Origin of the sequence: Pseudomonas sp. ANT_J28 (assembly GCF_008370005.1) — a bacterium.
Taxonomy (GTDB): domain Bacteria; phylum Pseudomonadota; class Gammaproteobacteria; order Pseudomonadales; family Pseudomonadaceae; genus Aquipseudomonas; species Aquipseudomonas frigoris.
This window is the reverse complement of record NZ_VOBM01000002.1, coordinates 209,050-223,042: the sequence shown is the minus strand read 5'-3', so window position 1 is coordinate 223,042 and position 13,993 is coordinate 209,050. Positions and strand designations below refer to the sequence as shown.

Annotated in this window: 14 protein-coding genes; 5 read left to right on the top strand and 9 right to left on the bottom strand. The window is 57.4% G+C overall.

The window, feature by feature from the left end:
- Positions 1 to 244 precede the first annotated feature (244 nt).
- From msrQ to FQ187_RS02120, 6 genes are all read right to left on the bottom strand, one after another.
- Positions 245 to 865, bottom strand: a complete 621-nt coding sequence (gene msrQ, locus FQ187_RS02145; protein ID WP_149628228.1) for a protein-methionine-sulfoxide reductase heme-binding subunit MsrQ — start codon at positions 863 to 865, stop codon at positions 245 to 247.
- A complete protein-coding gene (msrP, locus tag FQ187_RS02140) occupies positions 865 to 1,878 on the bottom strand; it encodes a protein-methionine-sulfoxide reductase catalytic subunit MsrP (protein WP_149628227.1) in 1,014 nt (337 codons plus the stop codon). Before msrP ends, msrQ begins: the two co-directional genes overlap by 1 nt.
- 63 nt (positions 1,879 to 1,941) lie before the next feature.
- On the bottom strand, positions 1,942 to 2,799 hold the full coding sequence (pssA, locus tag FQ187_RS02135; protein ID WP_056746100.1) for a CDP-diacylglycerol--serine O-phosphatidyltransferase: 858 nt from the start codon (positions 2,797 to 2,799) through the stop codon (positions 1,942 to 1,944).
- Between the two features lie 144 nt (positions 2,800 to 2,943).
- Positions 2,944 to 3,960: a ketol-acid reductoisomerase gene (ilvC, locus tag FQ187_RS02130; protein WP_007948647.1), complete on the bottom strand. Its 1,017-nt coding sequence runs from the start codon at positions 3,958 to 3,960 to the stop codon at positions 2,944 to 2,946.
- Positions 3,961 to 4,008: 48 nt separating this feature from the next.
- A complete protein-coding gene (gene ilvN / locus FQ187_RS02125; protein ID WP_003176102.1) occupies positions 4,009 to 4,500 on the bottom strand; it encodes an acetolactate synthase small subunit in 492 nt (163 codons plus the stop codon).
- 2 nt (positions 4,501 to 4,502) lie between these two features.
- Positions 4,503 to 6,227 carry an acetolactate synthase 3 large subunit gene (locus tag FQ187_RS02120; RefSeq protein ID WP_149628226.1) on the bottom strand — a complete coding sequence of 575 codons (1,725 nt, stop codon included), beginning with the start codon at positions 6,225 to 6,227 and terminating at the stop codon, positions 4,503 to 4,505.
- A 400-nt stretch (positions 6,228 to 6,627) separates the two neighbouring features.
- Here FQ187_RS02120 and FQ187_RS02115 point away from each other — a divergent pair, with 400 nt between their 5' ends.
- On the top strand, positions 6,628 to 7,050 hold the full coding sequence (locus FQ187_RS02115) for a DUF4124 domain-containing protein (RefSeq protein WP_149628225.1): 423 nt from the start codon (positions 6,628 to 6,630) through the stop codon (positions 7,048 to 7,050).
- Between the two features lie 14 nt (positions 7,051 to 7,064).
- On the opposite strand, the gene FQ187_RS02110 is transcribed toward FQ187_RS02115, so the two are convergent.
- From FQ187_RS02110 to mrcB, 3 genes are read right to left on the bottom strand one after another with little or no spacing between them, the layout of a single operon-like run.
- Complete coding sequence (locus tag FQ187_RS02110; RefSeq protein ID WP_149628224.1) at positions 7,065 to 7,400, bottom strand: YqcC family protein; 336 nt, start codon at positions 7,398 to 7,400, stop codon at positions 7,065 to 7,067.
- Complete coding sequence (locus tag FQ187_RS02105; protein WP_149628223.1) at positions 7,400 to 8,134, bottom strand: M48 family metallopeptidase; 735 nt, start codon at positions 8,132 to 8,134, stop codon at positions 7,400 to 7,402. The genes FQ187_RS02110 and FQ187_RS02105 overlap by 1 nt, the downstream gene beginning before the upstream one ends.
- 16 nt (positions 8,135 to 8,150) lie before the next feature.
- Entirely contained in the window at positions 8,151 to 10,475 is a 2,325-nt protein-coding gene (mrcB, locus tag FQ187_RS02100; protein ID WP_149628222.1) for a penicillin-binding protein 1B, read from the bottom strand.
- Between the two features lie 118 nt (positions 10,476 to 10,593).
- Here mrcB and FQ187_RS02095 point away from each other — a divergent pair, with 118 nt between their 5' ends.
- From FQ187_RS02095 to FQ187_RS02075, 4 genes are all read left to right on the top strand, one after another.
- Positions 10,594 to 12,150, top strand: a complete 1,557-nt coding sequence (locus FQ187_RS02095) for a bifunctional aminoglycoside phosphotransferase/ATP-binding protein (protein WP_149628221.1) — start codon at positions 10,594 to 10,596, stop codon at positions 12,148 to 12,150.
- A 91-nt stretch (positions 12,151 to 12,241) separates the two neighbouring features.
- Complete coding sequence (locus tag FQ187_RS02090; protein WP_008015079.1) at positions 12,242 to 12,586, top strand: pentapeptide repeat-containing protein; 345 nt, start codon at positions 12,242 to 12,244, stop codon at positions 12,584 to 12,586.
- A 294-nt stretch (positions 12,587 to 12,880) separates the two neighbouring features.
- A complete protein-coding gene (locus FQ187_RS02080) occupies positions 12,881 to 13,153 on the top strand; it encodes a TfoX/Sxy family protein (protein ID WP_003228231.1) in 273 nt (90 codons plus the stop codon).
- Positions 13,154 to 13,168: 15 nt separating this feature from the next.
- Entirely contained in the window at positions 13,169 to 13,969 is an 801-nt protein-coding gene (locus tag FQ187_RS02075; RefSeq protein ID WP_149628219.1) for a Crp/Fnr family transcriptional regulator, read from the top strand.
- The last annotated feature ends 24 nt before the right edge of the window (positions 13,970 to 13,993 follow it).

The window sequence follows — 13,993 nt, the reverse complement described above, 5'->3', positions numbered from 1 at the left end:
AGGCGAATTCTACAGCGTTACTCGCTGCTGTCAACACCTCTTTTACACCGCTTTCGACCGAGAAGATCGAATCGTTAAAAGAGCCAAACAACACCACTCTTTCAACTCCTTCTGGGCTTCGATGACCTGAAGCAACTCGCTGTCGAAAACTGCATAACTCATTGTTTACCAAGGAGTTTTCCGTTTCGACTGCGCCGGAAGTGGGGCGAATTATAGACTTCCAGAATCTGCCGTCAACCCTTAATTACGCCTTTCTTGCAGAAGTTGACCTTTTAGCCATTAAACGGGGGATTCGGCGGGTTACAGGGGGTAGTCGCAACACTAATAGCAATGCACCTATAGAGGCGTAAACCGCCCACTCCTTAAGATCAGCACGCACGATCCACAACATATGCAGCAATCCAAGCCCGAGAACCACATAGGCAAGACGATGCAATTTCTTCCAGCGAGAACCCAAACGCCGCTGACTATAGCGATTTGAGGTCACCGCCAACGCCAATAAACAGAGAAACCCCAGCGTCCCGACAATAATGTACGGTCGCTTGCGCAACTCGACCCCCAACTGCGACCAATCAAAGCCGAGGATGAACGCCGTATACCCACTCAAATGCAAAACCACATAAGCGAAGCACCACAGCCCCAGTTGCCGTCGGACAGCAACCCACCCCGCCCAACCGGTAAGTCTCTGCAGAGGTGTCATGCTTAAAGTAATGAGTAGCAGGACAAGCGTCCCCAGCCCCAACCGGTCAACCAGCACCTTGCCCGGATCAGGCCCCAGCACATCCTCCCAGGCCTGATACAACCAAAGCAGCGGCAAGACCGCAACAGCTATAAAGACACCAATTCGCCAAAACGGAAATCGCATCAGTAGTTTTTCCGCAAATCGAGCCCTGTATATAGAGAGGCGACTTCATCCGAGTAGCCATTGAACATCTGCGTATCCCGCACATTGGGCTTGAACAATCCACTCGGCAAACGCCGCTCGCACGCCTGAGTCCAACGTGGATGGTCGACCGCAGGATTCACGTTCGCATAAAAACCATACTCATCCGAGGCAATGCTCTGCCAGGTGGTTTTCGGCTGCTCACTAACCAGACTGATCCGCACGATGGATTTGACGCTCTTGAAGCCGTACTTCCACGGGACCACCAAACGCAGAGGCGCGCCGTTCTGATTCGGCAACTCCCGCCCGTACATACCCACGGCAAGAATCGCCAACGGGTTCATCGCCTCATCCAGGCGTAGCCCTTCCACATAAGGCCACTCAATCAAGGCAAAACCGGAACGTTGCCCGGGCATGCTCTTGGGGTCTTCCAGGGTTTCGAAGCGAATGAATTTGGCTTTGGACGTTGGCTCAACTTCCTTGAGCAAGGCCGAGATGGGAAATCCGATCCATGGAATGACCATTGACCAGGCCTCTACACAGCGAAGACGATAGATGCGCTCCTCGAACTGATAAGGCTTCATGAAGTCTTCCAGTGCGTACCGTCCCGGCTTGCCCACCTCCCCGTCCACCACCACACTCCAAGGTTCGGTTTTCAACGCGCCGGCGTTGGCGGCAGGATCACCTTTATCGGTGCCGAACTCATAGAAGTTGTTGTAATGGGTCGCATCCTTGAATGGCGTGATCGCCTCATCCTTGACGCTGATCGCGCCCCACTTGGTAGAAGGAAGTTTTTCGACAAACCAGGAAGGCGCCTTGCCAGGCTCAACATCCGCATAACGCACAGCATCATCCGCAGCCGCCCAACGCGGCAGACTACTCACGGCCAAACCGGCCACGGCGGCACCGAGAACATTGCGACGAGATAGATAGAAGGATTCAGGCGTGACGTCCGACTCATTGCAGTCAGACGCCTTGGAGACTTTGATCAGCATGGTAACTCCGCAGCATTGGAGAACAGATGCACCAACAGACTGCGGAGTATGAGGGAAATTACATCACTCAGCGTTTTTGTGCCGACGAAGACGCAACAGGTACTGCACCGGACCAGAAGCCGCATAGGCAAGGAAAACCAGCAGCAGGATGCGCGGCGGATCACTGAACACTACGGCAAACACCAATACCACCGCGAGGATGGCCACGAAAGGTACGCGCCCTTTCAGATCCAGCTCCTTGAAGCTGTTGTACTTGATGTTGCTGACCATCAGCATGCCGGCGGCAGCGACCATCAGCGCAACCAGGAAGGACATCTTCGAACCCTGAATGCCGTAATCACTGAACGCCCAGACAATGCCTGCGACCACACCAGCAGCAGCCGGACTGGCCAGACCAATGAAGTAGCGCTTGTCCGCAGTGCCGACCTGGGTATTGAAACGCGCCAGACGCAACGCTGCACCGGCTACATAAATGAAGGCAACCATCCAGCCGACCTTACCCATGTCGCCCAAGGCCCAACCGAATGCCAACAATGCGGGCGCAACACCAAAGGCGACCATGTCGGACAGCGAGTCGTACTCGGCACCGAAGGCGCTCTGGGTATTGGTCATACGGGCAACGCGACCATCGAGGCCGTCGAGCACCATCGCGACAAAAATCGCGATCGCAGCAAAAGCAAAATACTTGCTCGCACCAATCGAATCACCGGCACTCAAGGCGCTCTGGGCGCTCATCGAGTTGATGATGGAATAAAACCCTGCGAACAGATTCGCAGTGGTAAACAGATTCGGCAGAAGATAGATACCACGATGCCGGACTTTACGACCTTCAGCGTCATGCCCTTCCTCGATGTGTTCATCGATGGGCAGCAGGCTTTCGGCGTCAGAAGCCTGGTTTGGCTCTTCGGGACGTTCGCTCATGGACATTACCTTGCAACGGGGTGGAAAGTTTGGACAGGTGTCTGGGACGACGGTTCGGCCGCAAACGATGCAGCTTTATACCAGAACCAGCCACCCAAACGAAAAAACGCGGCCTAGGCCGCGTTTTTCGTACAAGTGCGCGACTTAGTTTTTAGCTTTGTCGACGATCTTGTTGGCACCGATCCACGGCATCATGGAGCGCAGTTGCTCGCCGATGATTTCGATACCGTGAGCGGCGTTGTTACGACGCTTGGCGGTCATCGAAGGATAGCCGGTAGCGCCTTCGCTGATGAACATCTTGGCGTATTCGCCGTCCTGAATACGTTTCAGGGCGTTGCGCATGGCCTGACGGGATTCGGCGTTGATCACTTCCGGACCGGTCACGTACTCGCCGTATTCAGCGTTGTTGGAGATCGAGTAGTTCATGTTGGCGATACCGCCTTCGTACATGAGGTCAACGATCAGTTTCAGTTCGTGCAGGCATTCGAAGTAAGCCATTTCCGGCGCGTAGCCAGCTTCAACCAGAGTTTCGAAACCGGCTTTGACCAGTTCAACGGTACCGCCGCACAGAACAGCTTGTTCGCCGAACAGGTCGGTTTCAGTCTCGTCCTTGAAGGTGGTTTCGATGATGCCGGTACGACCGCCACCAACGCCAGCAGCGTAGGACAGTGCAACGTTTTTGGCGTTGCCGGAAGCATCCTGATAGATAGCGATCAGGTCAGGGATACCGCCGCCTTTGACGAACTCGGAACGCACGGTGTGGCCCGGCGCTTTCGGCGCGATCATGATCACGTCGAGGTCGGCGCGCGGAACAACCTGGTTGTAGTGGATCGCGAAGCCGTGGGAGAAGGCCAGGGTGGCGCCTTTCTTGATGTTCGGCTCGATTTCGTTCTTGTACAGAGCGGACTGGAACTCGTCCGGGGTCAGGATCATGACCAGGTCAGCAGCCGCAACAGCGGAAGCAACGTCGGTCACCTTCAGACCGTGAGCTTCGGCTTTGGCAACAGTGGCCGAACCTTTACGCAGACCAACAGTAACGTCAACGCCGGAGTCTTTCAGGTTGCACGCTTGAGCGTGGCCCTGGGAACCGTAACCGATGATGGCAACTTTCTTGCCCTGGATGATCGACAGGTCGCAGTCTTTTTCGTAATAAACTTTCATGAAATTCCCCTATATATCCAGGCCGTTCAGGCCATTCGCTAATTTGGTTTAGATGCTGAGTACTTTGTCGCCGCGGGCGATACCGGTTACGCCGCTACGGACGGTTTCCAGAATCGAGGCGGTGCCGATGGACTGAATGAAGCTGTCGAGCTTGTCGCTGGTACCGGTCAGTTGAACGGTATACACGCTAGCGCTGACATCGACGATCTGCCCACGGTAAATATCGGTAGTGCGTTTGATCTCGGCGCGCTGGGCGCCGGTGGCCTTGACCTTGACCAGCATCAGTTCGCGCTCGATGTGAGCACTCTCCGACAGGTCGACCAATTTGACCACTTCGATCAGCTTGTTCAGGTTCTTGGTGATCTGCTCGATGACTTCATCGTGGCCGACAGTGGTCAACGTCAGGCGCGACAGGGTCGGGTCTTCGGTCGGTGCCACGGTCAGGCTTTCGATGTTGTAGTTGCGCTGCGAGAACAGGCCGACTACACGAGACAGAGCACCCGGTTCGTTTTCCAGAAGCAAGGAAATAATGTGCCGCATGATTATGTACGCTCCGTCTTGCTCAGCCACATATCGCGCATGGAGCCGTCTTTGATCTGCATCGGATAGACGTGCTCGCTGGTGTCGACCGAAATGTCGAGCACCACCAGGCGATCCTTCATGGCGAACGCTTCCTCCATCTTCGACTTCAAATCTTTGGAGTCGGTGATACGCACGCCGACGTGACCATAGGCCTCTGCCAGCTTAACGAAGTCAGGCAGCGATTCCATGTAGGAGTGCGAGTGACGGCTTCCGTAACTCATGTCTTGCCACTGGCGAACCATACCCAAAACGCCGTTGTTCAGGATGACGATTTTGACCGGCAAGCCATATTGCAGACAGGTGGACAGTTCCTGAATGTTCATCTGGATACTGCCCTCACCCGTCACGCAGACGACGTCGGCATCCGGGAAGCTCAGCTTGATACCCATGGCCGCCGGAAAACCGAAGCCCATGGTGCCCAGGCCACCGGAGTTGATCCAGCGGTTCGGCTTATTGAACGTGTAGTACTGCGCCGCAAACATTTGGTGCTGGCCCACATCGGAGGCCACAAAGGCATCGCCCTTGGTGACTTCGCACAGGGTTTCGATCACGGTCTGCGGCTTGATGACGCTGCCGTCGCCCTTGTCGTACGGGAACAGGCCGCGGTCGCCACGCCACTCGTCAACTTGCTTCCACCAACTGGCAACGGACTCCTTGTTCGGGGTCTCGCCGATTTCCTTGAGGATCGCGACCATTTCGGTCAGGACACTCTCCACCGGACCGACGATAGGAACGTCTGCCTTGATGGTTTTGGAAATCGAAGCCGGGTCGATGTCGATGTGAATGATCTTGGCATTCGGGCAGAATTTGGCCGGGCCATTGATCACACGGTCATCGAAGCGCGCGCCGACTGCAAGGATCACGTCGGCATGGTGCATCGCCAGGTTAGCGGTGTAGCTGCCGTGCATGCCGAGCATGCCGATGAACTGACGGTCGGTGCCAGGGTAGGCACCCAGACCCATCAGGGTATTGGTCACTGGCAGGTTGAGCATCTTCGCCAGCTCGGTCAGCGGCGCGGAGCCGCCTCCGAGAATCACGCCGCCGCCTGCGTACATCACAGGACGCTTGGCCGCCAGGAGCATTTCTGCCGCCTTGCGGATTTGCCCGGAGTGACCGCGAACGGCCGGGCTGTAGGAACGCAGCTTGGCTTTTTTCGGGAAGACGTATTCGAACTTCTCGGCCGGGTTGGTCATGTCTTTCGGGATATCGACAACGACCGGACCAGGACGACCGGATTGCGCGAGGTAGAACGCTTTCTTCATGACTTCCGGGATTTCCGACGCGTGCTTGATCATGAAGCTGTGCTTCACGATCGGCCGGGAGATACCGATCATGTCGGTTTCCTGGAACGCATCGGTGCCCACCATGTTGCTAGGCACCTGGCCGGAAATGACCACCATCGGAATGGAGTCCATGTAGGCCGTGGCAATACCGGTGATGGCGTTGGTTGCGCCCGGGCCGGAGGTCACCAGTACCACACCGGCTTTACCGGTGGCACGGGCATAGCCGTCAGCCATATGGGTCGCAGCCTGTTCGTGACGAACCAGGATGTGGGTCACTTCCGGTTCTTTGAACAGGGCATCGTAGACATGAAGAAGAGCACCACCCGGGTACCCGTAGATATATTTGACGCCTTCGTCACGCAAAAAGCGGACGAGCATCTCACCGCCAGATAAAAGCTCCACGTTGTTCACCTCTAAAACGCCAGAATACCGCCCACATAAAAGAGGACGGGTCTTAATAGGTTTACTTCTCAGCAGAGCATGAGCGACGGTGGTCGCCGACTACGTCAGCACTGACTGAGCAAGTATTGGGATCGTCCCAAGTGTTGCGGGCCTTTCCCACCCAGCGCGAGGTAACGCGTTGCGGGTGTAACAGGTCGGCGCGGATGTGCGCCTCATGATCTGCTGAGCGGGCCTGCTTCTGGCAGTCCCTCTACAGCGGACTTTGGATTCTTCTGTTTCGTCCTCTCCAAGTCAAGTCGTCTATGTGCTTTATTGAACTAAGCACATGAGAAAGCAAGAAAAAACCGCTAAACAGCAACTGTGTTAGCTTCAATTGCGCAACCCAATACAAGGAAATGGCATGCGAACGTTTTTCCTGACCGCCAGCCTGCTGATTGGCATCAGCCCTTTGTGCATGGCCGCTCAAATCTACAAATGGGTCGACGCCCAAGGCGTCACCCACTTCGACGCCCAGCCGCCCCAAGGCCGGGAAGCCACCACCGTGGTCACGCCCTCCTCGCCTGCAAGCAACCCGCCCCCGTCGCCACGCAGCGGCACCATTGGTGATCAACAGGCTATCGACAATAAAGTTAAAAAACAGGTCACCGAGCAGCAAGCCCAGCTAAAGGTATTCTGCGAACAGGCGCGGACGAACCTGGCTCAGCTGCAGAACAATCCGCGAGTACGGGAGGATGTCGAAGGTGAGATGCGCCGCCTGACCGACCATCAGCGGCAGGAGCGCATTAGCGAAGCACAGAAACAGATTGCGGATAACTGCCAGTAGACACCTGAGCGGATTCAGCGAGAGGCGGTGATCAGTAGATCAAACTCTTTGAGCAGCACCTGCAACTGCCGGTCCTTGCCCTGGACATTACGGGCGGCGAAGACCATTTCGGCCATCTCCTGAATTCCCGAAGCGCTTGGCAAGGGCAGATCCTGCTCGAGGATCGCCTTCATTCGCGCAAGGAAGATCCATTGCAGCCACTGCTCGAAATCCAGCGTATCGACCGAGAATGGTTCGACACTGGAAAGCGCTTCGGCGGAGGGCGAGACCTCGTCCCACCAACCCTGAACCCGCAGCTCACGCTCGATCAATAGCAACTGTTCAGCAATCTTCGGAAAGCGTGCATCCATCACAGCGAAACCTTGGCCTTCTGACGGGCCAATGAGGCGCCAGCAGAATCACCCTGTTTCTCACGCGCCTGAGCGATCAATTCCCACAGACTGGCCTGAAGTGCCGGACGACCGTTGGCGAAGGTCAGGCCACGACGAGCAAACTGCTCGGCTTGTGGCGCATCGCCTTGAGCCATACGCACCTGAGCCAGACGATAAAGCACTTGCGGCTCACGCGGCGCAACCCGCTGGGCGCGCTCGAGGCTGGAGGAAGCACCGTTGAGATCACCGCTCGCCTGTTGCTGCTGAGCGGTAGTCAGCAAGGCCAGAACCGGACCATCCAATTGCTCATCGGCAGACAAGCCACCGGAGTTCGCCGAAGGAATCCCGCTCGGCGTCGACGGCATGCTGTAGCTGCCCTGATTGACCGGTGCCGACTGGACCGGCGCGGTATCGATCGGCCCCGGGGTAATCGGGCCTGGCGTGATCGGCGCAGTGCTGATCGGTGCCGACGTCACTGCGCCGCCACCTGGGACCATCACGACGACGCCGGTATCACCTTGTGGAATCGCCTGAGTCTGGGCTTGCGCAGGACGTTTAGTCGTCGTCTTACGGAAACCGCCATTCGCCGAAACTCGTTCACTGTTCGAAACGGCGCTACCGGAATCCACAACCGGAATCGACCCGCGTTGTACGGAGGAGCAACCGCTGAGCAAAGCCACGGCGGTAACCGCTGGAATCAACCACTTGTTCACTTGAAGCCCTCTTTGCTTAATTCATCCAGCCCTTGACCCAATCCATCACCGTTTCGCCGGAAACAGGGCTTTCGCCACCGCAAGCGGCACCGGGAGGCGGTTCGCTGCCGCGAATATACGGCATCTGCACGGCACCTGGGCAGTTGGCATCAGAGCCTTGTCCGGTTCGCGAATCGACCCAGGCCTGAACAATGTTGTCTGGCTGCGGCATGTCCAGCGGCAACGGATCGGCCTTGCGCATGAAACTGGTCCAGACCTGCAACGCACCGGTGGCGCCAGTGAACGGAGTCTTGCCGTTGTCATCGCGACCCAGCCAGACCACTGCCAGCAGGTCCTGACTGAAGCCGGCAAACCAGCTGTCCCGCGAATCGTTACTGGTACCGGTCTTGCCGGCCAGGGTCAGGGTTTTCGGCAACACGTTGTAAACCGAACTGCCGGTACCTTCACGCATGACCCGCTGCATGGCGCTCTGGATCAGGTAAATGGAGGCCGGATCAAAACGCTGCTGAATCTGGAACGGATAACGCTTGAGCGGTTCGCCTTCAGCGGTCAATACGCTACGGATCCCGCGCATTGGCGTATTGAAACCACCATTGGCGAGCGTCTGGTACATGGTCGCCACTTCGATCGGGGTCATTCCACCGGCCCCCAGCAACATCGACGGGAATGCCGGAAACTCTCGAGTTATGCCCAGGCGCCCCAAGGTCTTCAGGACATTCGGCACGCCCACCGCCAACCCGAGACGCGCGGTCGACAGGTTGTAGGAATGCGCCAGGCCCTGATACAGGAATACGGTGCCATGGGAACGGCGATCGTAGTTCTGCGGTTTCCAGACTTGACCGTCCGCGCCTTTGACCGAGAAGGAATCGTCCGACAGCCAACTGGTCAAGGTGTACTGGCTCGGTTTCTCAAGGGCTGTCAGATAAACCGCCGGCTTGATCAAAGAACCGATCGGTCGCACAGCATCCAGCGCACGGTTGAAGCCGGCAAAACTTGCCTGGCGACTGCCGATCATGGCCTGGACTTCACCGGTTTCCGGGTTGGTCACGACCATGGCCGCTTCAACCTCATCGGAACCCTTGCGCCCGGAGAGTCTCTTGAAGGTGTCGTTGACCGACGCCTCGGCTTTCATCTGCAGGATCGGGTCGAAACTGGTGAAAATCCGCAGGCCTTCTTCGGTCAAGTCTTCGTCGCGATAGTCTTCGCGCAGCTGACGCTTGACCAGATCGAGGAAGCCGGGGAACGAGCTGTCGGCCAGCTTGCCGCGAGTCGTCACACCCAGTGGCATTTTCTTCGCAGCAGCGACCTGATCGGTGGTGGCAACACCTTGTTGCTCAAGTACATCGAGCACGAGATTGCGCCGTTCAAGCGCCCGTTCAGGGTTGCGACGAGGGTTGTAATAGGACGGACCCTTGACCATGCCCACCAGCATCGCGACTTGATGCAGCTTCAGTTCAGACAACGGCTGCCCGAAGAAAAACTGGCTTGCCAAGCCGAAGCCGTGCACCGCGCGCTGCCCATCCTGACCGACGAACACTTCATTGAGGTAAGCCTCAAGAATTTCTCGTTTGTCGTAATGCAGCTCAAGCAACATCGCCATCATGGCTTCGGTGAGTTTACGGGTCAGGCTGCGTTCGCTGGTCAGGTAGAAGTTCTTGACCAATTGTTGCGTCAGCGTACTGCCGCCTTGGGTCATCTTGCCGCCAGAGGTGTTGACATAGATGGCCCGGGCAATCGACTTGGGCGACACGCCCCAGTGGCTGTAGAAATCCCGGTCTTCCACAGCGACCAGAGTTTCCAGCAAATACGGCGGGACCTGATCAATTTTGATCAAAATGCGATCTTCGAGATTTTTCGGGTAAATCCCGCCAATCAGTAGCGGTTCCAACCGCACCACAGAGAGTTTCGAACCGTTGGTCGCCGAAAGTTCGGCCACGTAGTCGCCAGAGAAACGCACCCGTACTGGTTGCGCTTGCTCCATGCCTTCATAGAACTGGAAGCCACGGGTATTCAAGTCGACGGTATTGCCGGTGACCGCCGCCGCGCCGGGTCCATTGCTCACGCTTTCACGTCGATAACCCAAGGCATCGAGTTCGGTCAGAAAATCGTCCTTGCTGAGCTTTTGTCCGACGAACAGCTCCAGCGGGCGCGCGTACACCTTGGCCGGAATGGTCCAGCGCTTGCCGGAGAACTTCTCCTGGACGATCGCGTCGAGGTAAACCGCGAACCCGGCCAGCACCACAAGGCCGACCAGACTGAGTTTAAGGGCCCAGCCCAGCCAGGGGCGCAGGCCCTTGGAAGGTGGTTTTTTGGGGGTGCGGGGGGATCGAGTACGAGTCATGGCGGCGGATTATACGCACTTTATTCATACTCAACAGGAGCCCTCCGAGGTTTGCGTCAGACGGACTTGCGGCCATAATGACGGCCGTGAATTTTCCCCAGACTCTGAAGGATCGCCTGTGAGCCAGTCCCTGATCGCTGCCCTGCAAAACCCGGCCCTCTACCCGCATCCCGTAGACGGGTTCCAGGTCATCGAAACCCATATTTCCTGGGTAATCCTCACTGGCCCCTTTGCTTATAAAGTGAAGAAGCCAGTGAATTTCGGCTTCCTCGACTTCACCAGCCTCGACGCCCGCGAGCATTTCTGCGCTGAAGAACTACGCCTGAACCAACGCCTGACCAACGATTTGTACCTCGAAGTGTTGCCAATCACCGGCAGCGCCGAAGCCCCACAACTGGGCGGCGATGGTCCGGTTGTCGATTACGCACTGAAGATGCGTCAATTCCCACAATGCGGGTTACTCAGCACCCTACAAGCCAACGGCGAATTGACCACTGCGCACATCGACGAGATGGCCGCGCAGATCGCCCAATTCCACCTCAGCGCACCGAAAGTGCCTGCCGAACACGAAGCCGGCACGCCGGACAGCGTGATGGCGCCGGTACGTCAGAACTTCGATCAGATCCGCCCGTTCCTCAGCGACAAGGCTGATCTGCTGCAACTGGATGCGCTGCAAGCCTGGGCCGAAAGCAGCTTCGAACGCCTCAAGCCGCTGTTCGCCCAGCGCAAGGCCGAAGGTTTCATCCGCGAATGCCACGGTGACATCCACCTGGGCAACGCCACCGTGATCGATGGCAAGGTCGTGATCTTCGACTGCATCGAGTTCAACGAACCGTTCCGCTTCACCGACGTTTATGCCGACACTGGCTTCCTGGCGATGGACCTGGAAGACCGTGGCCTGAAGAGCCTGGCGCGCCGCTTCATCAGCCAGTACCTGGAACTGACCGGCGATTACCAGGGTCTTGAGTTGCTGAACTTCTATAAAGCCTATCGCGCACTGGTTCGCGCCAAGGTCAGCCTGTTCAGCATGCCGGCCGAGGCCGACCCGGTGCAGCGCGCCACCACCCTGCGCCAGTACCGCAACTACGCCAACCTGGCGGAAAGCTACAGCACCATTCCTTCGCGCTTCATGGCCATCACCCACGGTGTTTCTGCCGTCGGCAAGAGCCACGTGGCCATGCGCCTGGTGGAAGCATTGGGCGCCATTCGCCTGCGTTCCGATGTAGAGCGCAAACGTCTGTTCGGCGAGCAAACCGTGCCAAACGACCCGCAGGCCGGCATCTATAGCGCCGACGCCAGCGCCGCCACTTACACCCGCCTGCATGAAGTTGCCGCGGTGATCCTGCGTGCTGGCTTCCCCGTGGTGATCGATGCAACGTACCTCAAGCGCGACCAGCGTGACGGCGCAGCGAAAATCGCCGAAGCCACCGGCGCGCCATTCCTGATCCTCGATTGCAATGCGCCGCAAGCGGTGATCGAGAGCTGGCTGGCCCTGCGTCAGGCAGACAAAAAGGACCCGTCCGACGCCAACCTGGCGGTTATCGAAGCCCAGCAAGCCACTCGCGAGGCCCTGACGCCTGAAGAGATTCTCTGCAGCAAACGCGTTCAGACCAATGAAAGCGGGACCCTCGACACCGTCGTTGCACAGATTCGCCAGCGCCTGCCGGGTCTGTAAGAAACTATTTCAGCCGTGAAGCCTTCGCCGGCTTCACGGCTGTCAAATAGTGGCACTATACTGGCGTCATAAAACCAACAGGTGATGTGACATGAGCCAGCCGAAACTTCTCGACACCCCGCTTTATGCGTTGCTGCACAAAGACGACATCACAGGTTTCAACAACGAGCGGCCAAAAGACGGACCTATCGACATGGTCGGTGGCGATTTCCGGGGCCTGGACCTGCGTGAATTGAACGCCGACGGCGTCGACTTTACCGATGCCTACTTCCGCTCCGCCGACTTGCGCGGCATCGACTTTCGCAACGCCTCCCTGGAAGGCGCGAGCCTTGCTCATGCACAGATCTCCGGCGCCTACTTCCCGCCAGAGCTGAGTGCTGACGAGATCCTTATGTCGATGAATTTCGGTACACGCCTGCGTTATCGCACCCGCTAATACCCGCATCGCCTCCCCGATATGACACGATCCCTGTGGGAGTGAGCTTGCTCGCGAAGGCGGTATGACATTCGACATTGATGTCGACTGACACTACGTCTTCGCGAGCAAGCTCGCTCCCACAGGGATTGCGTTGCCTGCCTCTACTGCACTCGCAGACATTTCCTCTCTCCAGACATCTGCCTCTTAGAAGCTTTTGCGTCGAAACCGACCAAACAATCACGCTTTTCCTACTGATGGCTACACTCCTGAGAAGCTCGCCCACGCACCGTTCGGCCGTCGCAAGGAGGCTTGATGAATGATGAACTGCAGCACCTGAAGAATCTTGGCAAGACGTCGGCGCAGTGGCTGCATGCCGTGGGCATCCACAGCGCCTCGGACTTGCGTCGCCTGGGGGCGGTGGATGCTTATCGGGCCGTGCGCACGCGCGGGTTTCGGGCGTCCAAAGTGTTGTTGTATGCCATCGAAGGTGCCCTGATGGATGTGCACTGGAATGATATTCCCGCCGAGCGCAAGGACGCCTTGAACAAACAGCTGGAAGCTATCTCGTCACGTCACAAGAACTGAACGGACGCAGCAGCCATGTACCTACTTGGGGAACAACCGGCTTACGCCGACGCGCTGATCAACCGACTGCAACATATTCCTGTCCGGCTGCTGGAAGGTTTGATGCCCTGCGGACCGAGCCTGGAATTTTCAGCCGTCGATGATCTGGCCGTCCTGTTACCCGGCGATCAACTGTTTGTGCTGGAAAATGGCCTGCTGCATGGGTGCGTTGACGAGCGGGCATTGTTCTATCTGCACGAGGGAGATCTGATCGGCTTGCGCCAGGGCACAGAGCTGCCGCGTTGCCGCTTTCGCAGCGATAGCCCCTTGGCACTGACGCCGTATCTGCGCTCCGAGGTTTTTCAGCATATCTATGCCGACCCGGAGCGGTCGGAGTTGTTCCTTCAATACATGGCCGGTCAGTCCGCCCTGCTGTCCGACGCACTCGCCCGCCTGAAACAACCTGAGTTTCGAAGCACCAATGGTTTTCAGCGCGTGGCCAGTGGCGAAGTGTTGATCCATCAGGGCGAAGACGCGAATCACGTATTCGTCATCATCGATGGCCATGCCGAAGCCTTTGTCGACGGGTATAAAGTCGGCGATATACCCAAGGACGAGATTTTTGGCGCCATGGCGGTGTTTACCGGCGAAAAGAGTAATGCCAGCGTGATCACCAGCGAACCCAGCACTGTCATGCTGATCCCCAAGGACCAGTTTCTCAGCCTGACCCAAAGCAATCCGAAGATCGCCCATAGCCTGATCGAGAGCATGGCCCGACGCATTGATCTGCTGAACAAGCAGATCATTCAGCTGAGCTCGCTCAACCGCACAGGCTGAAATCCAATGATTACGGGCGTTTCC